This window comes from Mesorhizobium norvegicum (assembly GCF_004919685.1).
GTDB classification, from domain to species: domain Bacteria; phylum Pseudomonadota; class Alphaproteobacteria; order Rhizobiales; family Rhizobiaceae; genus Mesorhizobium; species Mesorhizobium norvegicum.
The window spans coordinates 48,585-69,782 of record NZ_SMYZ01000060.1; the positions used below are offsets into that span (position 1 = coordinate 48,585).

Genomic DNA, 21,198 nt, shown 5'->3' on the forward strand with positions numbered 1-21,198 from the left:
TATCTCGCTTGGCAAGGGGAAGGGAGGCCCCGGCGGAATGCACGGCCAGCACGACCCGAAGAGGGATGAGTTCCCCAAGGCGATCTCGACGCAGGCCGAGGAATTCTCGCGGCGTCTGACAGCAATGGGCCAGTCCCGCCTGGCGGCGGCGGCGCAGGCAGCAGTGGATGGTTTGCACGCGCTGATCGTGGAGTTGCGGCCCTCCGGCGAGGAATTCCGCCAGGCGATCGATTTTCTGACCGAGGTTGGCCACTACGCCGATGCGCGGCGCCAGGAATGGGTGCTGTTCGCCGACGTCCTGGGCGTGTCTTCGCTGATCGAGGATCAGAACAGCCCGCGCCCCGCCGGGGCGACACCAAACACCCTGGCCGGGCCCTTCTACCGGGCCGATGTGCCGGAGATGCCGCCCGGCGCGAACATCTCGCGCGATCACAAGGGCGAGCCGCTGGAGGTTGCGGGCCGGATCGTCGCGCTCGACGGCGCGGGGATCGGCGATGCGATGGTCGAGATCTGGCAGGCCAATGCCGAGGGTCTCTACGAGAACCAGGAACCCGACCGGCAGCCGGAATTCAATCTGCGCGGACGGTTCCGTACCGATCCGCAGGGACGGTTCCGCTTCGCGACTGTGAAGCCGAAGGGCTACACGCTGCCGTCGGACGGACCGGTCGGTCAATTGATGTCAGCGCTTGGCCTTGGCCTCGAGCGGCCGGCCCATATCCATTTTCGCGTCTCGGCGGAGGGCTTCGAAACGCTGACCACCCACATCTTCGACCGGTCGGACCCTGCGATCGGCCGGGATGCGATCTTCGGGGTCAAACCCGAACTCATGGCCGAGTTCCGCGCGCTGCCGCCCAATGCAGGAAAGCGGAAGTACGCGCTCGACCTCAACCTCGTGCTCTGCCCGCAGCGGCGGGGCGAAACCGAAACCTCTGGGAGGAGATGACCGATGGCACGTGTCAGCGGCTACCACCATTTGACGCTCTCGACCGACAGCGCTCAGGAAGATTTTGATTTCTATACCAAGGCACTGGGCCTGCATTCGGTGAAGCGCACCGTCTTGTTCGACGGCGTCATCCCTGTTTATCACCTCTATTACGGCTCGCCCAACGGTGATGCCTCGACGATCATCACTACCTTCCCGTTTCGCAAGCCAGGCGTCTATGGCCGCCGCGGGACCAACCAGTCACGCACCATCATGCAGTCGATCCCCAAGGGGGCCGCGGATTTCTGGGTGGACCGGTTGAACGCGCGCGGCATCGAGGCCATCAAGATCACCCGTTTTGGCGCCGACCGTGCGGCTTTCGCACATCCCTGCGGCATCCCGCATGAGCTGGTGGAAAGCGACAGGGATCCACGTACGCCCATCACCAACGAGGCGCAGGGCATCGGCAAGGCCCATGGCATCAAGGGAATCTACGGCGCCGTGGTTGCGGTGATGGACCGCACCGCCATGGACGACTTCCTGACCATCGCGTTGCCGCTGGAGAAAGAGGCCGACGACCACGAGGGGCTCGTGTTCCGCGTGCCGGATGCGACCGGCGTCGCGCAGCGCGTGGAGGTCATTGTCGACCGCGACAGCCCGCAGGGCACCTGGACGCTGGCGGGCGGCACGATCCACCACCTCGCCCTCAACACCGGCGACGAAGAGAACCAGTTGAAACTGCGCGCTCATATCGAGGGCCTCGGCTTCACGGATATATCGGAGCAGAAGGACCGCAACTACTTCAAGTCCTGCTATGTCCGCTCGCCCGGAGGCGCGCTGTTCGAAATTGCCTGGACCACGCCGGAAGGCTGGGCCAAGGACGAGCTCCCGGGCCAGATCGGCAAGACGCTGGTCTTCCCGCCATGGTTCAAGGACCGCGAGAGCGAATTGCAGGCCGGCCTGGAAGAGGCGGATTTCGCGTGAGTTCAGGCAGCGGTCCGCTCCGGCTTGGGCCAAGGGGCCCGGAGGCGAAGGCGATTTGCGTCTTCGTCCACGGCCGCGGCCAATCGCCCGAAGAGATGCAGTCCCATGTGCTGTCGCGGCTTTCCGCGTCTGCCGTGGCCTTCATCCTGCCGCGCGCACCGCTCGGCATGTGGTGGGAGGCGCGTGCCGTCGACCCGTTGACGCCGGTCGCCCGCGCGCAGCTTTCCGACGCGCTCGACCACCTTGCGGCCGCCGTGGTCGCGGCGCGGGCGGAACTGCCCGGACTGCCGCTGCTTCTCGCGGGCTTCTCGCAAGGGGCGTGTCTCTCGATCGAATATCTCTGCGCGGGACTGCCGCCGCCGGACGCTTTGGTGGCCTTCACGGGCTGCCGTGTCGGTGTTCCGGCGGACGAAAGGTCCGAGGCCGGGCCGGCCGGAATGCCGATCTATCTTTCCGGTGGCGATGCCGATCCCTGGATTCCGGTCTCGGCGTTTGCCGATGCCGCGCAATCGCTGGGCCGGATTGGCGCGAGCCTGCGGGCCGATCTGTTCCCGGGCCGCGGCCATGAGGTCTCGGACGCCGAGATTGCCATGCTGGGCACGATCCTCGACGACCTCGCGGCAGGGCGTGGCCCGCGTATGGAGGCGGCGCGATGATGGACAGCTTCATCTTTCCGGGCCTGACGACACGGGTGGTCTTCGGTGCCGGCACCATGGCTCGCGTCGAGGAGGAAGTCCGGCGGCTCGGCCATGACAAGGTGATGGTGCTGTCGACACCGCATCAGAAGGGCGATGCGGAAAGACTGGCCGCAAGCCTTGGCGGCCTCGCCGCCGGGATCTTTGCCGGCGCGGTCATGCATACCCCCGTCGAGGTTACGGAAAAAGCCGTCGATGCCTTCCGCACCAGCGGTGCTTCGGCGGTCGTCAGCCTCGGCGGCGGCTCGACCACCGGGCTCGGCAAGGCCATTGCCGTGCGCACGGGCGCCGACCAGGTGGTCATTCCCACCACCTATGCCGGCTCGGAAATGACCGACATCCTGGGTGAGACGGCGGCCGGCGAGAAGACCACCCGCCGCTCGCCGGACATTCGCCCCGAGACGGTGATCTACGACGTCGATCTGACACTGAGCCTGCCGGTAGGTCTCACCGTCACCTCGGCGATGAACGCGATCGCCCATGCGATGGAGGCCTTCTATGCCCCCGATCGCAATCCGGTGATCGTGCTGATGTGCAGGGATGCCATGGTTGCCTTCCGGGACGGCATTCCAAGGCTGATCGGTGATCCGCGGGATCGCGCGGCGCGGACGCAGGCGCTCTATGCGGCGTGGTGCTGCTCGATCGCGCTTGGCTATGTCTCGATGGCGCTGCATCACAAGCTGGCGCATGTCTTCGGCGGCTCGTTCGACACGCCGCATGCCGAAACCCACGCCATCCTGCTGCCGTACACGACCGCCTTCAACGAAGCGGCGGTGCCCGATCTGCTGCGCCCGATCGCCGATGCATTCGGTGGCGGCTCGGCGGGCGGGGGGCTCTGGGATTTCGCTCAGTCCGTCGGCTCGCCGCTGAGCCTGAAGGCGATCGGCATCGAGGAGGCCGATCTCGACCGCGCGGCGGCGATCGCGGTGAAGAATGCCTATGCGAATCCGAGGCCGATCGACCCGGGATCGATAAGGGAACTCCTTCAGGCGGCGTGGGAGGGACGCCGTCCGGGGGACTAAGAACAAAACAAGAGGGAGGAACCACACATGATCACAAGACGCAGCCTACTGAAAGCCTCGGCGGCGACAGGCCTGGCGCTGGCCGGTTCGCGCCTGGCGACGCCAGCCATCGCGCAAGGCGCCAAGATCCGTCTGGGCTATGTTTCGCCACAGACGGGGCCACTCGCCGGCTTCGCGGAGAGCGATGCCTACAACATCAAGGCCTTCCTCGCTTCCGAGGCGGGCAAGAACTTCGAGGTCATCGTCAAGGACAGCCAGTCGAACCCCAATCGCGCGGCCGAGGTGGCGAAGAGCCTGATCGTCGATGACGAGATCAACCTGATGCTCGTCGGCTCGACGCCCGAGAACACCAACCCGGTGGCCACCACCTGCGAGGCGGAGGGCATGCCGGTCATCTCGACGATGGCGCCGTGGCAGCCCTGGTTCATCGGCCAGCAGGGCAATCCGGCCGATCCGTCCTCGTGGAAGCCCTTCAACTTCGCCTATCATTATTTCTGGGGTCTCGAAGACATCATCGCCGTCTACACCGGCATGTGGAAGCAGCTTTCCACCAACGGCAAGGTGGGCGGGCTGTTCCCCAACGATGCCGACGGCAATGCGTGGGGCGACCCGAAGAACGGGTTGAAGCCCGGCCTCGATGCCGCCGGTTTCAGCCTTGCCGATCCTGGTCGCTATCAGAACCTCTCGGACGATTTCACCGCGCAGGTCAACGCCTTCAAGGCGGCCAATGCCGAGATCGTCACCGGTGTGGTCATTCCGCCCGACTTCACCACCTTCTGGAACCAGGCCCGCCAGCAGGGCTTCAAGCCCAAGGCAGTGACGGTGGCCAAGGCGATCCTCTTCCCGCAATCGGTCGAGACGCTCGGCGATGCCGGCCACAACCTCTCGTCCGAGGTCTGGTGGTCGGCCTCGCATCCGTTCAAATCGTCCGTGACCGGCGAGAGTTCGGCGGAACTCGCGGCGGATTTCACCGCCAAGACCGGGCGTCCCTGGACCCAGCCGATCGGCTTTGTCCATTCGTTGTTCGAAGTGGCGGCCAATGTCATGGGCCGCGTTTCGGATCCGACCAATGCCGAGGCGATCGCGACGGCGATAGCGGCCACGGACATGACGACCGTGGTGGGCAAGGTGGCCTGGAGCGGTGCGGGACTGCCGCCTTTCGCCGCGAAGAACGTCTGCAAGACGCCGCTCGTTGGCGGGCAGTGGCGCAAGAAGACCGGCGGCGGCTTCGATCTGGTGATCGTCGAAAACGCCGGCGCTTCCGAGATTCCCGCCGCCGGCAAGATGGAAGCCCTGGCCTGACGCTGCCGAGGGCGGCTGATGCCGCCGCCCTCGTTCGGCGCAATCCAAGGATCGTAGCCCAAGAATGGTAGCCCAAGAATGGCAGCAATGATGCTCAGGCTGGAAAACGTCTCGAAATCGTTCGGCGCCCTGAAGGTTACGGATGGCGTGACCGTCACGGTTCCGCGCGGCGAGGCGTTGGGCATCATCGGTCCGAACGGGGCCGGAAAATCGACGCTCTTCAACCTGATCACCGGCAATTTGTTTGCAAATGAGGGTCGCATCGAATTCCTCGGCCGCGACGTGACCCGTGCTCCGGCCATGGAGCGGGTGCGCATGGGCGTCGGCCGCAGCTTCCAGATTCCGCAGCCTTTCGAGGGGCTGACCGTGTTCGAGAATCTCCTGACTGCCGCCGCCTTCGGCCGGGGCGGACGCGAGGCCGAAATGGTCGACGATTGCGCTGGTATCCTCGAGGAGGCGGAGCTTCTGAGGAAGGCCAACGTCGTGGCCGGCTCGCTCAGCCTTCTCGATCGCAAGCGCCTTGAACTCGCCCGCGCCTTGGCGACGGGCCCCGAGCTTCTGCTCCTGGACGAGATCGCCGGCGGTCTGACGGAGGGCGAATGCAAGGCCCTGGTCGCAACGATCAGAGCCATCCACGCGAGGGGAACCACCATCATCTGGATCGAGCATGTGCTGCATGCCCTGACGTCGGTGGTCGAGCGGCTTCTCGTGCTGGATTTCGGGCGCGTGATCGGGATCGGTGCGCCCGATGAGATCATGGCCTCGAAGGCGGTTCGCGAAATCTATCTGGGGCTCGAGGTCTGATGCTGGAAACGCGCGACCTCACCGCGAATTACGGCCAGTTCCGGGCGCTGTTCGGTGTGGATATCACCGTGGCCGCGGGCGAATGCGTGGCGATCATCGGCGCCAACGGCGCCGGGAAATCCACGCTGATGCGCTCGATCACGGGCGTGATCGGCAATGAGCCCGGCATGGTGCTGCACAGGGGCGAGCCGATTGGCGCGCTGTCTTCGGCAGAGATCATGAAGCGCGGCATCACCATGGTGCCGGAAGGCCGCCGGCTGTTCCCTTCGCTGACCGTCGAGGAAAATCTGCTGGTCGGCGGGCAAGCGCGCAAGGTGCCGGGGCCGTGGAGCCTCGACACGGTCTATGACCTTTTCCCGATCCTGCGCGAGCGGCGTAAGAGCCCCAGCACCGCACTCTCGGGCGGCCAGCAGCAGATGGTGGCGATCGGCCGGGCGCTGATGTCGAACCCCGAATTGCTGCTCTGCGACGAGATCAGCCTCGGCCTCGCGCCCGTCGTCATCCGCGATATCTACGCAGCCCTTCCCAGGATCCGCGCAGGCGGCGCCGCGATCGTGCTGGTGGAGCAGGATATCGGCAAGGCGCTGGCGGTGGCCGATCGCGTCTACTGCATGATGGAGGGTCGCGTCATGCTGGTCGCCAAGGCGGCAGAGGTCACGCGCGAAGAAATACATTCTGCCTATTTCGGAGTGGCGGCATGACGCGGGAACCGAGGCTCCGTCGTTTGCTCGCGCAGTGCTGTTGTGGCCTGATCGAGGTGGCGCGGCGATGATCTGGCTGGACACCCTCGTGCAGGGGATTCTGCTGGGCGGGCTCTATGCCCTGTTTGCAGCAGGGTTGAGCCTTGTCTTCGGCATCATGCGGCTGGTGAATCTTGCCCATGGCGACCTCATCATTCTTGCCGCCTATCTGGTTTTGATGGGCGTCACGCTGCTCGGCCTGTCGCCCTGGATCGCCGCCCTGGTCGCCATGCCGGTGATGTTCGCGCTCGGCTGGCTATTGCAGGCCGCCGTCTTGAACCGCGTGCTGGGCAAAGACATCCTGCCGCCGCTTCTCGTCACGTTCGGCCTGTCGGTCGCCCTGCAGAACGGGCTGCTCGAGGTCTTTTCCGCCGACAGCCGCCGCATTCCGGTTGGCGCGTTGGAGGGGGCGTCGCTCGATCTCGGGCTGGTCACGGTGGGGATCATGCCGCTGATGACCTTTGCCTCGGCGATCGTGATGATCATTGCCCTGAACGGGCTCTTTTACCACACCGCCCTCGGCCGTGCCTTCCGCGCCACTTCGGACGACGCCGTGACGGCGGGGCTGATGGGGATAGAGCCGAAGCGGATTTTCGCGATCGCCACCGGGATCGCCATGGTCGTGGTGACGCTGGCGGCGCTCTATCTCGGCATGCGAGCGAACTTCGATCCCTCGATCGGGCCGGCGCGGCTGATCTATGCCTTCGAGGCGGTGATCATCGGCGGCCTCGGCAGCCTGTGGGGAACGCTTGCCGGCGGGATCATCATCGGCGTGGCGCAGACGTTCGGTGCGGTGCTGAATCCGGAATGGCAGATCCTGGCCGGCCACATCGCCTTCCTGGCCGTGATGCTGCTCAAGCCGCGCGGGCTTTTTCCGCGCGCAGTGGATTGAGGGGCGGCATGTATCGACTGACAACCCGCACCTGCGCCGGAACCGTGACTGCGATCACGGTGCCGATCTTCATCGTCGCCGCGCTCGCGCTGCCTGCCGTGGCCTCGCGTGGCGTCGTCCAGGATCTGTTCTTCATCCTCACCATGCTGACGCTGGCGCAGATATGGAACCTGCTGGCGGGCTATGGCGGTCTGGTCTCAGTGGGCCAGCAGGCCTTCGTCGGCATCGGCGCCTATGCGATGTTCGCCGGCGTCATCCTGCTCGGCTGGAACCCGGTCCTGGCGATCCCGCTGGGCGGCCTCGCGGCGCTGGTGCTGGCGGTTCTGACGGCCTTCTTCGCCTTCCGCTTGCAGGGCGCCTATTTCGCCATCGGCACCTGGGTGATCGCCGAAGTGACGCGCCTGCTGGTCGCGCAGTGGAAGGCGCTTGGCGGCGGCACCGGCACCTCGCTGCCGCGCGAGGCGACGAGCAGCATCCTGGGCACCGATGCGATCCGGGCGCTGTTCGGCGTCCGCGAGGCCGCGGCACGCGACGTCCTGGCCTACTGGCTGGCTTTGGCGCTGGTCGTGGCTGTGACGGGCGGCATCTATTGGCTGCTGCGCAGTCGCCTTGGGCTGGCGCTGGCGGCCGTGCGCGACAATGTCGACGCGGCGCAATCGGTGGGCGTCGATACCGGCCGGCTCAGATGGGCGGTCTTTCTGATCGCCGCGGCCGCCACCGGGCTGACGGGCGCGCTGATCTTCCTGCAGACGGCCCGTATCTCGCCAGGAGCGGCCTTTGCCGTCACCGACTGGACCGCCAACGTCATCTTCATTGTCGTCATCGGCGGCATCGGCACCATCGAGGGGCCGATCCTCGGTGTGCTGGTCTTCTTTGCGCTGCGCTCGGCGCTGGCCGACTACGGCAGCTGGTACTTGATGACGCTCGGCCTCATCGCCGTCGTCGTGATGCTTTTTGCGCCAAAGGGGCTGTGGGGGCTGATCGCATCCCGCAATGGCCTGCACCTGTTTCCGGTCCGCCGCAGGCTGATCGGTCCGAAGATCGAGGGAGGAATTTGATGGCGGATATCGAAACCGACGTGCTGATCGTCGGCACGGGCCCAGCCGGCTCGGCCACGGCGGCGCTGCTGTCCAGCTACGGCGTGGCCAACATGATCGTCAATCGCTACCGCTGGTTGTCGAATACGCCGCGTGCCCACATCACCAACCAGCGCACCATGGAAGTGCTGCGCGATCTCGGTCCGGATGTCGAGGCAGAGGCCATGATGCACGCCTCGCCGCAGGAGCTGATGGGCGAGAACGTGTTCTGCGAAAGCCTGGCCGGCGAGGAGATCGGCCGCATGAAGAGCTGGGGCATCCACCCGCTCTCGAAGGCCGAACATCTCCTGTCGTCTCCCTGCCTCATGAACGATCTGCCGCAGACCTTCATGGAGCCGATCCTGTTCAAGTCGGCCTGCGCCCGGGGGACGCAGGCGCGCATGAGCACGGAATATGTCAGCCATGTCCAGGATGCGGACGGCGTGACCACGACCTGCCGCGATCGGCTGTCGGGCAAGGATTTCACCGTGCGGTCGAAGTTCCTCGTCGGCGCCGACGGCGGCAACTCGTTGGTGGCCGAGCATCTGGGCCTGCCGCTCGAGGGGAAGATGGGTGTCGGCGGGTCGATGAACATCCTGTTCAGGGCCGATCTCTCGAAGTATGTCGCCCACCGGCCAAGCGTCCTCTACTGGGTCATGCAGCCCGGCGCCGACGTCGGCGGCATCGGCATGGGCCTCGTTCGCATGGTGCGGCCGTGGACCGAGTGGCTGATCGTCTGGGGCTACGACATCAACCAGCCGCCGCCGGAGGTGACGCCGGAACTGGCCACCGAGGTCGCGCGTCAGCTGGTCGGCGATCCCGCGCTCGAGATCGAGCTCCTGGGCGCCAACACCTGGACCGTGAACAATTGCTTCGCCACGCAGATGCAGAAGGGGCGGGTGTTCATCATGGGCGACGCCGCGCACCGGCATCCGCCCTCGAACGGGCTCGGCTCGAACACGTCGATCCAGGACGGGTTCAACCTCGCCTGGAAGCTTGCCAAGGTCATCAAGGGGCAGGCGGGGGTCGGGCTTCTCGACAGCTTCTCGGCCGAGCGCGCACCGATCGCGCGCCAGATCGTGACGCGCGCGAACCAGTCCATCGCCGAATTCGGACCGATCTTCGAGGCGCTCGGCATGGACGGCGGCGTGGATCACGACAAGATCCAGAGGAACATGGAGGCTCGCGCCGACGCGACGCCCGCCGCCGAAGCGCAGCGTGAGGCGCTCCGCAAGGCCATCGCCTTCAAGAAGTACGAGTTCGACGCCCATGGCGTCGAGATGAACCAGCGCTATGCGTCGGGCGCGGTGGTGACCGACGGCCAGGGCGAGCCGGCTTTCGAGAAGGATCGCGAGCTGCACTATGCGCCAACGACGTGGCCGGGCGCGCGCTTGCCGCATGTCTGGGTCTTCGAGCGCTCGGGCAGGAAGGTCTCGACGCTCGATCTTTGCGGGCATGGCGAGTTCACGCTGTTGACCGGTATTGGCGGCGAGGCGTGGGTCGCCGCGGCGGAGACGGTGGGCGCGGAGCTCGGTCTGCCGATCCGCAGCCATGTGATCGGCCCGCGCCGCGCGATCGAGGATCACACCGGCGACTGGGCCGGCGCGCGGGAGATCCGCGACACCGGCTGCCTGATCGTCCGTCCCGACCACCACGTCGCCTGGCGCTCCGAAACGCTGGCGGCCGATCCGGCGGCCGAACTGCGCCGGGTGTTCAAATCCGTTCTGGCGCGCTGAGGAGGATCCCATGATCGACGAACACGAATCCGGTTATTTCACCGAAGCGAACTCGGCCGAAATCGTCGTGGCGCGAAACAGGAACGCTGGGGATGAGCGGCTCAAAGAGGTGATGGAGGTCATCACCCGCAAGCTGCACGAGGCGGTGAAGGAGATCGAGCCGACACAAGAGGAATGGTTCGGCGCGATCATGTTCCTGACGCAGACGGGCCAGATCTGCAACGAGTGGCGGCAGGAGTACATCTTGCTGTCGGATGTTCTCGGCGTCTCGATGCTGGTCGATGCGATCAACAACCGCAAGCCGTCGGGCGCCTCGGAATCCACGGTGCTGGGACCTTTCCACGTCGCCGATGCGCCCGAACTGCCGATGGGCTCGAACATCTGCCTCGACCAGAAGGGCGAGCCGATGTTCGTGCATGGCCGCATCCTCGACACCGAGGGCAACCCGATCGCAGGCGCCAAGATCGACGTCTGGCAGGCCAATGACGAGGGCTTCTACGACGTGCAGCAGAAGGGCATCCAGCCCGACTTCAACCTGCGCGGCGTGTTCCGCACCGGCGTGGACGGACGTTATTGGTTCCGCGGCGTCAAGCCCAAATACTACCCGATCCCTGATGACGGCCCGGTCGGCAAGCTGCTGGGCGCGCTAGGCCGCCACCCCTATCGTCCTGCGCATCTCCACTACATCGTCGAGGCCGAAGGCTTCGACGTGCTGACCACGCACATCTTCGATCCGGACGATCCGTACATCGATTCAGATGCCGTTTTCGGCGTGAAGAAGAGCCTGCTCGCCGAATTCCGCAAGGTCGAGGACGCCGAAGCCGCCGCCAGGGTCGAGGTCGCGGCCCCGTTCTACGACGTGGAGTTCGATTTCGTGCTGTCGCGCAAGGGAGGAAACTGATGGCCGCACTTGAGAAGATGTTCGATGTCAGGGGCAAGTCGGTGATCGTCACCGGCGGCGCCAGCGGCATCGGGCAGGCCTATGCCGAGATCATGGCCGAGCACGGGGCGAAGGTCTGCATCTTCGACCTGAACCCTGCCGGACTGGAGCAGACCGTGACGGCGATCAGGGCGGCGGGTGGCGATGTCTGGGGCCAGGTCGTCGACGTCGGCGACCGTGCGGCCATGGCCGCAGCCTTCGACAAGGTGGCCGAGAAGGCGGGCTCGATCGATGTCGTGTTCGCCAACGCCGGGATCGATGCCGGGCCGGGCTTCAACACCCCGACGGGCGAAAGGAACCCCGAGGGCGCCATCGAGAACCTGCCCGATGAGCACTGGGACAAGGTGATCGAGATCAACCTGACCTCGGTCTACACCACGATCAAGCATGCCGTCCGGCACATGAAGCCGAATGGCGGCGGCCAGATCATCGTCACCTCGTCCATCGCCTCGCTGATCAACGAGAGCATTGTGGGCACGCCCTACATGCCCGCCAAGGCCGCGGTGAACCATCTCGTTCGCCACATGGCGATGGAGCTCGGCGCCTACAACATCCGCATCAATGCCATCCTGCCCGGCCCCTTCATCACCAACATCGCCGGCGGCCGGCTGCGCAATCCGGCGGACCGCAAGGCCTTCGAGGCCCAGTCGCTCATCGGCCGGATCGGCGACCCTGAAGAGATCAAGGGCCTGGCGCTTTATCTGGCCTCGCCAGCCGCGTCCTACGTGACGGGCTCGCTGATCGTCATCGACGGCGGCTCGCTGCTGCGCATGACCTGAACAAGCTGTGAACTGACGCCGGTCTCGTCGAGGGGACGGGCCGGCTTAACCAAGGGAGGAAACGACGATGACCTACTACAATAGACTTGTGAAATCGGGCTTGCCCAGCCGCCGAAGCGTCCTGAAGGGGCTTGGAGCCGGCCTTGCCGCCAGCACGCTGGGCATGCCGGCCTATGTGCGCGCCGCGACGGCGGGGAAGATCAAGCTCGGCTATCTCAGCCCCACGACTGGGCCGCTCGCCCTCTTCGGCGAAACGGACGGCTATACCTTGCAGAAGATCCGCGCCCTGCTCGGCGGCCAGCTGCAATGCGCCAACGGCAATACCTACGAGATCGAGATCCTCGATCGCGACAGCCAGTCCAATCCGAACAAGGCGTCGGAAATCGCCGGCAACCTCATCCTGAACGACGAGGTGCATCTGCTCGTTCCGGCCTCGACCACCGACACGATCCTGCCGGCGGCCGAGCAGTCCGAACTCTATGAGACCCCCTGCATTTCCTCCGGCGCTCCCTGGCAAGCGGTGATCATGCCGCGCGGCGGCGGCAAGCAGACCTTCGACTGGACCTATCATTTCTTCTGGGGCCTCGACGAGGCGCTGAACACCTTCGTCGGACTCTGGAACCATCTGGAGACCAACAAGAAGGTCGGGATGCTGTTTCCCCAGAACATCGACGGCGAGACCTGGGGCAACGACGAATATGGCCTGCCGGCGCCGACCCGCAAGGCCGGCTACGAGGTCGTGGTGCCCGGCTATTTCCAGCCGCGCACCAATGATTTCTCCGCACAGATCGCCGAGTTCAAGAAGCAGGGCTGCGAGATCATCGGCGGCATCACCTATCCGGACGATCTGAAGACCTTCGTCACCCAGTGCAACCAGCAGGGCTTCAAGCCGAAGGCGGTCACGGTGGCGGCAGCGCTGCTGTTTCCAGGCGGTGTCGAAGCGATGGGGCCGCTTGGCAACGGCATGTCCTCGGAGGTCTGGTGGACGCCGGCCTTCCCGTTCAAGTCGTCGCTGACCGGGCAGGTCAGCAGCGACATCGCCAGCCAATGGGAAGCCGATTCGAAGCGCCAGTGGACGCAGCCGCTGGGCTATTCGCATGCCTTGCTCGAGGTCGCGCTCGACATCCTGAAGCGCTCTTCCAATCCGCTCGACCGTACGGCCAACCGTGACGCTCTGGTCGCTACCGATCTGCAGACGCTGGTCGGTCATATCAAGTTCGACGGCTCGCCCCACAAGAACATCTGCAAGACGCCGATCTTCGGCGGCCAGTGGGTGAAGGGCGAGAAATGGCCCTATGACCTGAAGATCGTCGACAACACGGTCAATCAGCTCTTCGCGCCCCAACAGGCCATCAAGCCGATCACCTGGTGACATGAGCGGGGACGCGGGCGGAGTTATGGATAGAGAAATCCTGCTGAAGGCGCGCGGCGTGTCGAAGTCCTTCGGCGCCGTCCGCGTCCTGCATGAGGTGAGTTTCGACGTGCATCGGGGCGAGGTGCTGGGCATTCTCGGCCCGAACGGGGCGGGCAAGACGACGCTGTTCAACATGATCAGCGGCGATTTGAAGGCGTCCGGCGGCGAGATCCAGCTCGGCGACACGGCGCTCCGCGGCGAGCCGCCCTTCCGGCGCTGCCAAATGGGGATCGGGCGAACCTACCAGATCCCGCGTCCCTATTCCGGCATGACCACTTTCGAAAACCTGCTGGTCGCCGCCGCTTTCGGCGGCGGCCGGTCCGAGAAGAGGAGCTATGCCTTCTGCGCCCAGGTCCTGCGCGATTGCGAGCTCTCCGACAAAGCCAATGTCTCGGCCGGCGCTCTGACTCTGCTTGACCGCAAACGGCTGGAGCTGGCGCGCGCGCTGGCGTCGGATCCGAGGCTGCTGCTGCTGGACGAGATCGCGGGCGGGCTGACCGACGATGAATCGAAGGCGCTGGTGGCGCTGGTGCGCCGCATCCGCGACCGCGGCATCACCATCGTGTGGATCGAGCATGTGCTGCACGCGCTGCTGGCGGTCGCCGACCGGCTGCTGGTGCTGAACTTCGGCGAGAAGATCGCCGAAGGCGTGCCCGCCGAAGTGATCGCGCTGCCCGAGGTCCAGCGCGTCTACATGGGGATCGAGGCATGACGGCCGTTCTTTCCACCCACGGGCTCTTGGCCCGCTATGGCGACTTCCAGGCGCTCTACGGCGTCGACATCGAGCTGCACCAGGGCGAGGCCGTGGCCCTGATCGGCGCCAACGGGGCAGGAAAATCCACCCTCCTGCGTTCGATCATGGGCCTGCTCCCGGTCGGGCGCGAGATGGTGCTGCTGCATGGCGAGCCCGTCGGCGGCACCGCCACCGATCGCATGGTGCAGAAGGGCGTCGCCATCGTGCCGGAGGGCCGCCGCCTCTTCACCGGCATGTCGGTCGAGGACAATCTTCGCGTCGCCATCGACCAGGCCGCGCGCATGGGCGCCAAGGGCGGATGGACGCTGCCGCGGTTGCATCAGCTGTTCCCGATCCTCAAGGAGAAGGCCCGCACGCAGGTGCAGAGCCTCTCGGGCGGGCAGCAGCAGATGGTGGCGATCGGCCGCGCGCTGCTGTGTCAGCCGCGGGTGCTGCTCTGCGACGAGATCAGCCTCGGTCTTGCGCCCAAGGTGATCCGCGAGATCTATGCCGCCTTGCCCGAAATCCGCGCCACCGGAACGGCGATGATCGTGGTCGAACAGGATGTCGGCCTCGCCCGGACCGCCTCGGACCGCCTCTACTGCATGCTGGAGGGGCGCGTGACCCTGACCGGCAGGTCCGCCGAAATCACGCGCGAGCAGATCGGCAAAGCCTATTTTGGAGCGGGCCATGGAGTGGTTTGACGCCTTGGTGCAGGGGATCCTGCTGGGCGGCATGTATGCCCAGTATGCACTCGGCATGGCGCTCATGTTCGGCGTCATGCGGATCGTCAACATCAGCCATGGCGATCTGGTGATCTTGCTGTCGCTGATCGGCATTTCGATCGCCACGGCCTGGGGTCTGGGACCGCTGCCTGTGCTGATCGTGCTGGTGCCGCTCGCGGTGCTGATGGGCTGGGTGCTGCAGAAGGCCGTGCTGAACCGCGTGGTGGGCAGCGATCCGCTGCCCTCGCTGATCGCGACCTTCGGACTGTCGATCGCGCTGCAGAACCTGATGCTCCAGATATGGTCCGCGAACAGCCGGTCGTTGCCCGGCCATGGGATCGAGAGCCAGTCCATCGAGATCGGCGGTATCTATATCGGCCTGCTGCCGCTGATCGTGCTGGCTGTCGCCACGGGGCTTACATGGGGCCTCGACCTGACGCTGAAGCGCACGCGCTTTGGCCGCGCGCTTCGCGCCGCGTCGGCCGATGTCGAGGCGGCGGCGATGACCGGCATAAACCCGCGCGCCGTCTATGCGATGGCGACAGCGGCGGCGGTCGGCATCCTCGGCTTTGCCGCCGTCTTCCAGGCGTTGCGGTCGACCGTTGCGCCGGCCGATGGACCCGCCCAGCTGATCTACGCGTTCGAAGCGGTGATCATCGGCGGCATGGGTACGGTATGGGGCGCCTTCGCCGGCTCGATGGTCCTCGGCATTTCGCAAGCCATCGGCTTCCGCATCGATCCGGGCTTCGGCGTGCTTGCCGGACATATCGTCTTCCTGATCGTGCTGGCGACCCGCCCGCAGGGCCTGTTCGGAAAGGCATTGTCATGAGTGCGATCCCCTATGCGGCAACCGAGGTGCCCGAGGTGCTGGTCCAGCGCCAGACCCGGTCCGGTCGCATCGCGATGACGCTGGCGGTGCTGGCGATGATCGGTGTCGCGGCCATGCCGTGGTGGGCCTCGACCGGCACGATCCGGTCGGTTCTGGTGCTTTGCTGCTATATCGCCGTCGCGCAGATGTGGAACCTGCTCGCCGGCTATGCCGGCCTCGTCTCGGTGGGCCAGCACGCCTTCATGGGCGCGGCCGGCTATGCGCTTTTCGTGCTGGCGCAGACTTACGGCATCAATCCGTTTGTGGCGGTCTTCCTTTCGCTCCTGGTGCCGACCGCGCTGGCCGTACCGATCTACCTGCTGCTGCATCGCCTGGATGGCCCCTATTTTTCGATCGGAACATGGGTGGTGGCCGAGGTCTTCCGGCTGACCGCCTCGAACCTGCCGCTCGTAAATTCCGGTGCCGGCATGTCGCTGCGCGTGATGAAGGACTATTCGGCCTTCGAGCGGAATGTCGCCATGTCGCTGCTCTGCGCGGGGATGCTGCTCGTCACGCTGGGCGGCAGCTACTGGCTGCTTCGCTCGCGCTTCGGCCTTGCGCTGATCGCCATGCGCGACAATCCGGTCGCGGCTGCCAGCCAGGGCGTGAATGTCGTGAAGCTGCGCTTCCTGATCTACGTCGCGTCGGCGGTCGGCTGCGGCCTTGCGGGCGCGATCTATTTCATGGCGCAGCTGCGCATCACCCCCGGTTCGGCCTTTGATCCGATGTGGGCGAACGTCGCGATCTTCATCGTCATGGTCGGCGGGATCGGATCCATCGAGGGCGTGCTGATCGGATCGCTGATCTTCTTCATCGCGGACCGCTGGTTCGGCGAGTACGGCGCAACCTATTTCGTCGTTCTCGGCCTGATGACGCTCATGGTCGCGCTTTACGCCCGTACCGGTATCTGGGGCCTGATCTCGAAACGATGGGATGCGCCGTGGTTCCCGATCCGGCGCAAGCTCGTCGATCCGAAACATTGAGAGGGAGGATTTCATGAAAGCGGCCATCTTCGATACGGTCGGCAGCCCGCTGCGGATCGGCATGGTTCCCGATCCGACGCCGGCGCCGGACGAGGTCGTCTTGCGTGTCGCCGCCTGCGGCATCTGCGGCAGCGATCTGCACATCACCGAGGATCCGGTGCCCTTCGGCATCGGAAGCGGCTTCGTCCTTGGCCACGAATTCGCAGGCGACATCGTCGCGGTCGGATCGAAAGTGACCGGCCTTCGAATCGGCGACCGTGTAGCCATCGTGCCGATGCGCGGCTGTGGACAGTGCGAGGCCTGCGGGCGAGGCGATCCGGGGCGCTGTCGCGAGATGGAGCTGATCGGCGGCGGCTATGCGCAATACGCGACCGTCGCCGCACGCCAGTGCCATATCCTGCCCGACGACGTGGCGCTCGAGGATGGTGCGCTGGCCGAACCGCTCACGGTGGCACTGCATTGCATCGTCCGCTCGGGCATGAAGCCGGGAGACCGGATCGCCATCCTTGGCGCCGGACCGATCGGCCTGCTCGTCGCCTTCTGGGCGCGGCGGATGGGAGCGTCGCGTGTCGTGGTGGCCGATATCCACAGCCATCAGCGCGAGCGCGCGCTTGCTCTCGGCGCGACCGGCTTCGCGCTTTCGGGCGAGAAGCTGACCGAGAACCTCGCCGATCTCTGCGGCGGAGCACCCGATATCGTGTTCGAATGCGTTGGCAAGCGTGGCCTCATCGGCGCGGCGGTCGAAGCCGTCCGGCTGCAGGGCACGGTGGTCGGCGTCGGCCTCTGCATTGGCGGCGACCAGTGGGACCCGTTCATCGCGCTGATGAAGGAAGTGAATCTGCTGTTCTCGGTCTTCTTCCATCAGCGCAACGAATTCGGCGTTGCCCTCGATGCGCTGCGCGGCGGACCTTTCGCGCCGCAGGCTCTGATCACCGATCGGATCGACCTCCCGCCGGTTCCACAGATATTCGAGAGCCTTCGCCGCCGCACCACGCAATGCAAAGTGCTGATCCAGCCGGACCTTGTTTGAGGCCGGACCTTGTTTGAGGAGAGTGTAAATGGCCGTTCAATTCGAAACGCTCGAATACGATATCGGTGGCACGAAAACGATGGTGAAGGCCATCGGCGAAGGCAAGCCCGTGCTGTTCCTGCACGGCGCCTCGACGCTTGAAGGCTTCGGCTTTGCCGAAGGCCTCGCCGACCGCTTTCGCGTGCTCTGCCCGAGCCATCCGGGCTTCGGCTTTTCAGGCGCGGCGCCGCATGTGGCCGGGATGTCCGACATGGTTCTGCACTATCTGAACCTGCTCGATGTTCTGGACCTGCCGGAGAAGCCTCATCTCATTGGTTTTTCCATGGGCGGCTGGATGGCGACCGAGCTCGCCGGCCTTGCGCGCGAACGCTTCGCCAAGGTGGTGCTGATCGCCCCCGCGGGGCTCGACGATCCCGCGCACCCGGCCACCAATCTTGGCGCGGTCGCACCGCAAGAGCTGCCGGCCCATCTGGCGCACGATGTCTCGGTGGCGCTGCACTATTTCCCGGATGGCTCGGACGCCGCCTTTGCGGAGGCCTTCGGCGCCGATCGCGCCCGCGAAGGCGAGACGCTCGGTCGGCTGCTGACACCATTCGGCATGGGCCATCCGAACCTGCGGCGCTTCCTGGCGCGCATCACCAACCCGACGCTGGTCGTCTGGGGCACCAAGGACCGTCTGCTGCCGGCGAGCCAGGCGCCGCTCTTTGTCGAGGCGCTGCCTAACGCACAGCTGATCCTGGTCGAGGACGCCGGCCACTTCGTCATGCAGGAAAAACCCGAAACGCTCAGGAAGATCGGCGACTTCCTCGCCGGCTGACCGCATTTGAAAAAGGAGGAGAAGACAATGAACAAACCCATCAAACACAGCTCGTGGGGGACGACCACCGACTATCGCGACCTGCTGAAGAAGATCGCGGAGATCGGGCCGGCCCTGGAAGCCAATGCCACCGCCGATGAGGAGAGCGGCGAACTGACTGCGGCCACGTTCGAGCTGCTGAAGCCGCTGCGCATGTCGCATATCTTCGCCGCGGAGAGCCTCGGCGGCGCGCAGTTGCGACCCACCCAGGGGCTCGAACTGCTGGAGACGATCACCTGGTATTCGGGAGCGGCCGGCTGGGTTTCAATGGTGCATTGCTGCATCGGTGCGATGTCGGCGGCCTTTCTGCCGGACAGCGCGGTCGAGCGGCTGTTCGCGCCGGGCACCGACAACCGTTTCTCGGGGCAGGGCGCGCCGCTCGGCATGCTGAAGAAGGTCGACGGCGGTTACCGGCTGAACGGCAAGTGGAGCTATGGCAGCGGCTTCAGCCACGCCACCTATAGCCACAGTGCCGCCTTCGTCGATGACGGCACCGGCAAGCCCGCCAAGGACGACAAGGGCAATTTGATTATCATGTGCGCCCATGCTCCGATCTCGCAGCATAAGCAGCTCGGCAATTGGGACGTCCTGGGCCTCGGCGGCACCGGCAGCATCGACTATGCGGCCGAGGACGTCTTCATCGCCGACGATCTCGTCTTCCCGATCCTGACCGCACCGCCGCTGCGCCAGAAGGAGTTCTTCAGTCTCGGTGTCGTGGGCCTCGCCGCCATCGGTCATACCGGCTGGGCGCTCGGCACCGGGCGGCGGATGCTGGATGAGATCGCCAAGTTCGCCCGCTCGAAGTCAGGCCGCGCCGGACTGATCGGCGAGAGCGAGAAGTTCTGGCACGACTATGGCCGCGCCGAAGCCCGCTATCGCGCTGCCCGCGCCTTTGTCTTCGAAGTCTGGCGCGACATCGAGGCGACAGTCGAAGCCGGCAACAGCGTATCGACGCGGCAGATCAGCCTTGTCCATCTGGCCAAATCCGAGATTCACGAGGTTGGCGTCGATATCTGCAACTTCGCCTACCGCGCGGGCGGCGGGGCGTCGCTGCGCGCCGGCGTGATCCAGCGCACCTTCCGCGAGATGATGGTGGCGGCCAACCACTTCACGATCGCGCCGTCGATCGTCACCTCGGCCGGCCGCGACATAGGCGGCCTGTGGAGCGATCGCACCTGGCAGTTCTACGACCTGATCGAGAAGAAGTAGTCGCAAGGGCCGGACAGCGGACGCCGTCCGGCCCCTTTTTCATGCTGCAGAAGAGAGATGCCGATGAGCTACCCGCATCCGATGACCAACGCCTTCCGCGAAGCCTTTCGCCACCACCCGGCCGGTGTTGCCGTGATCACGGCCGATCCCGGCGACAGACCGGTGGCGATGACCGTGTCCTCGCTGATCTCGGTAAGTGCCGCGCCGCCGGTCGTCGCCTTCTCGCTGTCGATGAAATCCACCTCGTCCGAGCCCTTGCTGCGGGCCGAGACCATGGTGATCCACCTGCTGCGCTTCACCGATATCGACCTGGCGCAACTCTGCGCGTCGAGTGGCGCAGAACGCTTCCCGCCGGGGGGCGCCTGGGCGCGTCTGCCCACGGGCGAGCCGCGCTATACCGGCGTTTCGACCTGGTTCCGCGCCCGCCGACTCGGCGTCCTGCCGATCGAGGGCGCTACGCTGGTCGCGGCCGAGCTTCTGGACGGCGAGGTGCAGCCGGACGAGGTCCCTCCGGAGGCGCATTCGCTGGTCTATCTCGACCGGCGCTGGCATCGCCTGCACAAGGAACTGGACGGCGTGGCCGAGCTTCTTGAGTCGTCGCGTTTTCTCTAGGCGAACCGGGTTCCGCGACGAGCCGCGAGGGCAATCCCGCTTCTTGACCCTTATACCGGCCCCTTATGCCGGCTTGTCATCCGGGTGGCCGAGTTCGCAAAACCAGCCGCCCAGATACTTCACCGAGGGTGCCTTCGGATCGAGAACCGGCGTCCTCGCCTCCACCGCTGCGCGGAACGGCTCGGCACTGTCCTGGGGTACAAATCCGATATGGTCGGCGCCGCTGTTGTCGACCATCTTCAGCTTGTTGTCGGAAATGCCGAAGGAGATCGTATGCCCGACGCGCGGCGCCGTAAGTGCTGCCTCGACCAGGCGCACGCAGTCGGCAAAGGAAAGGTACGACCACAACATGCGGCGGTCGGCCGGTTCGGGAAAGGACGAGAAGATGCGCAGGCACGCGGTTTCGATGCCGAACTTGTCCCAGTAGAGCCGGCTCAGGCTCTCGACGAAATTCTTCGACACGCCGTAGAGGCTGTCTGGGCGTACCGGCGCGTCGACGCCGATATGGGCCTCGACTTCATGGTAGCCGATGGCATGCACCGAGGAGGCATAGATGACGCGCTTCACACCGTGTTTCCGGGCGCCTTCGTAGATGTGGTAGGAGCCGCGAATACTGGAGTCCAGGATCGTCTGCCATGCGCATTCGAGTGGCGCGCCGCCGAAATGCACGATTGCGTCGCAGTCCTTGGTGGCTGCGATGGTCGCTTCCATGTCAGCGAGGTCGAAGACCGCTTCTTCCTCGTGAGGCGCAAGATCGCCGAACGGTTCGCGACCCGCCAGGCGGATCGTTTTTGCCAGCGGCACCAGTCCCTTTCGCAGTTCCGAGCCGAGCCGGCCGGCGGCGCCGGTGATCAGGATGCGTTCGTAATGGGGCAT

22 protein-coding genes are annotated in these 21,198 nt (G+C 65.5%); 21 read left to right on the top strand and 1 reads right to left on the bottom strand.

Translation table 11 applies throughout. The features are described 5' to 3' along the window. Positions 1-37: 37 nt before the first annotated feature. The 21 genes from FCU66_RS24545 (at position 38) to FCU66_RS24645 (ending at position 20,322) form a co-directional block, all read left to right on the top strand. Positions 38-943, top strand: coding sequence for a dioxygenase family protein (locus tag FCU66_RS24545; protein WP_136620145.1), 906 nt, complete (start codon positions 38-40; stop codon positions 941-943). A 3-nt stretch (positions 944-946) separates the two neighbouring features. Further along, complete coding sequence (locus FCU66_RS24550) at positions 947-1,906, top strand: VOC family protein (protein ID WP_136620144.1); 960 nt, start codon at positions 947-949, stop codon at positions 1,904-1,906. Then, positions 1,903-2,562 (top strand): alpha/beta hydrolase, encoded by a 660-nt coding sequence (locus FCU66_RS24555; protein WP_136620143.1) that lies wholly within the window; start codon positions 1,903-1,905, stop codon positions 2,560-2,562. The genes FCU66_RS24550 and FCU66_RS24555 overlap by 4 nt, the downstream gene beginning before the upstream one ends. Continuing rightward, positions 2,559-3,623: a maleylacetate reductase gene (locus FCU66_RS24560; protein WP_136620142.1), complete on the top strand. Its 1,065-nt coding sequence runs from the start codon at positions 2,559-2,561 to the stop codon at positions 3,621-3,623. The genes FCU66_RS24555 and FCU66_RS24560 overlap by 4 nt, the downstream gene beginning before the upstream one ends. 27 nt (positions 3,624-3,650) lie before the next feature. Further along, positions 3,651-4,925 carry an ABC transporter substrate-binding protein gene (locus FCU66_RS24565; RefSeq protein WP_136620141.1) on the top strand — a complete coding sequence of 425 codons (1,275 nt, stop codon included), beginning with the start codon at positions 3,651-3,653 and terminating at the stop codon, positions 4,923-4,925. Between the two features lie 87 nt (positions 4,926-5,012). Then, complete coding sequence (locus tag FCU66_RS24570) at positions 5,013-5,729, top strand: ABC transporter ATP-binding protein (RefSeq protein ID WP_136620196.1); 717 nt, start codon at positions 5,013-5,015, stop codon at positions 5,727-5,729. Next, positions 5,729-6,430, top strand: a complete 702-nt coding sequence (locus tag FCU66_RS24575) for an ABC transporter ATP-binding protein (RefSeq protein WP_136620140.1) — start codon at positions 5,729-5,731, stop codon at positions 6,428-6,430. The genes FCU66_RS24570 and FCU66_RS24575 overlap by 1 nt, the downstream gene beginning before the upstream one ends. 67 nt (positions 6,431-6,497) lie before the next feature. Continuing rightward, complete coding sequence (locus FCU66_RS24580) at positions 6,498-7,361, top strand: branched-chain amino acid ABC transporter permease (protein ID WP_136620139.1); 864 nt, start codon at positions 6,498-6,500, stop codon at positions 7,359-7,361. A gap of 8 nt (positions 7,362-7,369) precedes the next feature. Continuing rightward, on the top strand, positions 7,370-8,419 hold the full coding sequence (locus tag FCU66_RS24585) for a branched-chain amino acid ABC transporter permease (RefSeq protein ID WP_136620138.1): 1,050 nt from the start codon (positions 7,370-7,372) through the stop codon (positions 8,417-8,419). Next, positions 8,419-10,173 carry an FAD-dependent oxidoreductase gene (locus FCU66_RS24590; RefSeq protein ID WP_136620137.1) on the top strand — a complete coding sequence of 585 codons (1,755 nt, stop codon included), beginning with the start codon at positions 8,419-8,421 and terminating at the stop codon, positions 10,171-10,173. The genes FCU66_RS24585 and FCU66_RS24590 overlap by 1 nt, the downstream gene beginning before the upstream one ends. Before the next feature lie 10 nt (positions 10,174-10,183). Then, positions 10,184-11,074: an intradiol ring-cleavage dioxygenase gene (locus tag FCU66_RS24595; protein WP_136620136.1), complete on the top strand. Its 891-nt coding sequence runs from the start codon at positions 10,184-10,186 to the stop codon at positions 11,072-11,074. Then, the gene (locus FCU66_RS24600; RefSeq protein WP_136620135.1) at positions 11,074-11,892 is read left to right on the top strand and encodes an SDR family NAD(P)-dependent oxidoreductase; all 819 of its coding nucleotides are present in this window, start codon (positions 11,074-11,076) and stop codon (positions 11,890-11,892) included. Before FCU66_RS24595 ends, FCU66_RS24600 begins: the two co-directional genes overlap by 1 nt. Before the next feature lie 67 nt (positions 11,893-11,959). After that, positions 11,960-13,264 (top strand): ABC transporter substrate-binding protein, encoded by a 1,305-nt coding sequence (locus tag FCU66_RS24605; protein WP_136620134.1) that lies wholly within the window; start codon positions 11,960-11,962, stop codon positions 13,262-13,264. A 25-nt stretch (positions 13,265-13,289) separates the two neighbouring features. Beyond that, positions 13,290-14,018 (top strand): ABC transporter ATP-binding protein, encoded by a 729-nt coding sequence (locus FCU66_RS24610; RefSeq protein ID WP_136620133.1) that lies wholly within the window; start codon positions 13,290-13,292, stop codon positions 14,016-14,018. Next, positions 14,015-14,743, top strand: coding sequence for an ABC transporter ATP-binding protein (locus FCU66_RS24615; protein WP_136620132.1), 729 nt, complete (start codon positions 14,015-14,017; stop codon positions 14,741-14,743). The genes FCU66_RS24610 and FCU66_RS24615 overlap by 4 nt, the downstream gene beginning before the upstream one ends. After that, entirely contained in the window at positions 14,730-15,593 is an 864-nt protein-coding gene (locus FCU66_RS24620; RefSeq protein WP_136620131.1) for a branched-chain amino acid ABC transporter permease, read from the top strand. The genes FCU66_RS24615 and FCU66_RS24620 overlap by 14 nt, the downstream gene beginning before the upstream one ends. Beyond that, entirely contained in the window at positions 15,590-16,615 is a 1,026-nt protein-coding gene (locus FCU66_RS24625; RefSeq protein ID WP_136620130.1) for a branched-chain amino acid ABC transporter permease, read from the top strand. The genes FCU66_RS24620 and FCU66_RS24625 overlap by 4 nt, the downstream gene beginning before the upstream one ends. 13 nt (positions 16,616-16,628) lie before the next feature. Next, positions 16,629-17,645 carry a zinc-dependent alcohol dehydrogenase gene (locus tag FCU66_RS24630; protein WP_136620129.1) on the top strand — a complete coding sequence of 339 codons (1,017 nt, stop codon included), beginning with the start codon at positions 16,629-16,631 and terminating at the stop codon, positions 17,643-17,645. Positions 17,646-17,673: 28 nt separating this feature from the next. Then, entirely contained in the window at positions 17,674-18,462 is a 789-nt protein-coding gene (locus tag FCU66_RS24635; RefSeq protein ID WP_136620128.1) for an alpha/beta fold hydrolase, read from the top strand. A 27-nt stretch (positions 18,463-18,489) separates the two neighbouring features. After that, the gene (locus FCU66_RS24640) at positions 18,490-19,710 is read left to right on the top strand and encodes an acyl-CoA dehydrogenase family protein (protein WP_136620127.1); all 1,221 of its coding nucleotides are present in this window, start codon (positions 18,490-18,492) and stop codon (positions 19,708-19,710) included. 63 nt (positions 19,711-19,773) lie between these two features. After that, positions 19,774-20,322: a flavin reductase family protein gene (locus FCU66_RS24645; protein WP_136620126.1), complete on the top strand. Its 549-nt coding sequence runs from the start codon at positions 19,774-19,776 to the stop codon at positions 20,320-20,322. Positions 20,323-20,385: 63 nt separating this feature from the next. Here the strand turns inward: FCU66_RS24645 and FCU66_RS24650 are convergent, their stop codons facing one another. Further along, positions 20,386-21,198, bottom strand: a complete 813-nt coding sequence (locus tag FCU66_RS24650) for an NAD-dependent epimerase/dehydratase family protein (protein ID WP_136620125.1) — start codon at positions 21,196-21,198, stop codon at positions 20,386-20,388.

Excerpts from the sequence above, each read along its gene's own strand:
- FCU66_RS24625 (WP_136620130.1), top strand. The coding sequence starts at position 15,590 with ATGAGTGCGATCCCCTATGCGGCAACCGAGGTGCCCGAGGTGCTGGTC.
- FCU66_RS24650 (WP_136620125.1), bottom strand. The coding sequence starts at position 21,198 with ATGCCCCATTACGAACGCATCCTGATCACCGGCGCCGCCGGCCGGCTC.
- FCU66_RS24595 (WP_136620136.1), top strand. The coding sequence starts at position 10,184 with ATGATCGACGAACACGAATCCGGTTATTTCACCGAAGCGAACTCGGCC.
- FCU66_RS24565 (WP_136620141.1), top strand. The coding sequence starts at position 3,651 with ATGATCACAAGACGCAGCCTACTGAAAGCCTCGGCGGCGACAGGCCTG.
- FCU66_RS24585 (WP_136620138.1), top strand. The coding sequence starts at position 7,370 with ATGTATCGACTGACAACCCGCACCTGCGCCGGAACCGTGACTGCGATC.
- FCU66_RS24630 (WP_136620129.1), top strand. The coding sequence starts at position 16,629 with ATGAAAGCGGCCATCTTCGATACGGTCGGCAGCCCGCTGCGGATCGGC.
- FCU66_RS24620 (WP_136620131.1), top strand. The coding sequence starts at position 14,730 with ATGGAGTGGTTTGACGCCTTGGTGCAGGGGATCCTGCTGGGCGGCATG.
- FCU66_RS24590 (WP_136620137.1), top strand. The coding sequence starts at position 8,419 with ATGGCGGATATCGAAACCGACGTGCTGATCGTCGGCACGGGCCCAGCC.
- FCU66_RS24640 (WP_136620127.1), top strand. The coding sequence starts at position 18,490 with ATGAACAAACCCATCAAACACAGCTCGTGGGGGACGACCACCGACTAT.
- FCU66_RS24580 (WP_136620139.1), top strand. The coding sequence starts at position 6,498 with ATGATCTGGCTGGACACCCTCGTGCAGGGGATTCTGCTGGGCGGGCTC.
- FCU66_RS24605 (WP_136620134.1), top strand. The coding sequence starts at position 11,960 with ATGACCTACTACAATAGACTTGTGAAATCGGGCTTGCCCAGCCGCCGA.
- FCU66_RS24645 (WP_136620126.1), top strand. The coding sequence starts at position 19,774 with ATGAGCTACCCGCATCCGATGACCAACGCCTTCCGCGAAGCCTTTCGC.
- FCU66_RS24615 (WP_136620132.1), top strand. The coding sequence starts at position 14,015 with ATGACGGCCGTTCTTTCCACCCACGGGCTCTTGGCCCGCTATGGCGAC.
- FCU66_RS24635 (WP_136620128.1), top strand. The coding sequence starts at position 17,674 with ATGGCCGTTCAATTCGAAACGCTCGAATACGATATCGGTGGCACGAAA.
- FCU66_RS24600 (WP_136620135.1), top strand. The coding sequence starts at position 11,074 with ATGGCCGCACTTGAGAAGATGTTCGATGTCAGGGGCAAGTCGGTGATC.
- FCU66_RS24610 (WP_136620133.1), top strand. The coding sequence starts at position 13,290 with ATGGATAGAGAAATCCTGCTGAAGGCGCGCGGCGTGTCGAAGTCCTTC.
- FCU66_RS24560 (WP_136620142.1), top strand. The coding sequence starts at position 2,559 with ATGATGGACAGCTTCATCTTTCCGGGCCTGACGACACGGGTGGTCTTC.
- FCU66_RS24545 (WP_136620145.1), top strand. The coding sequence starts at position 38 with ATGCACGGCCAGCACGACCCGAAGAGGGATGAGTTCCCCAAGGCGATC.
- FCU66_RS24570 (WP_136620196.1), top strand. The coding sequence starts at position 5,013 with ATGATGCTCAGGCTGGAAAACGTCTCGAAATCGTTCGGCGCCCTGAAG.
- FCU66_RS24575 (WP_136620140.1), top strand. The coding sequence starts at position 5,729 with ATGCTGGAAACGCGCGACCTCACCGCGAATTACGGCCAGTTCCGGGCG.
- FCU66_RS24550 (WP_136620144.1), top strand. The coding sequence starts at position 947 with ATGGCACGTGTCAGCGGCTACCACCATTTGACGCTCTCGACCGACAGC.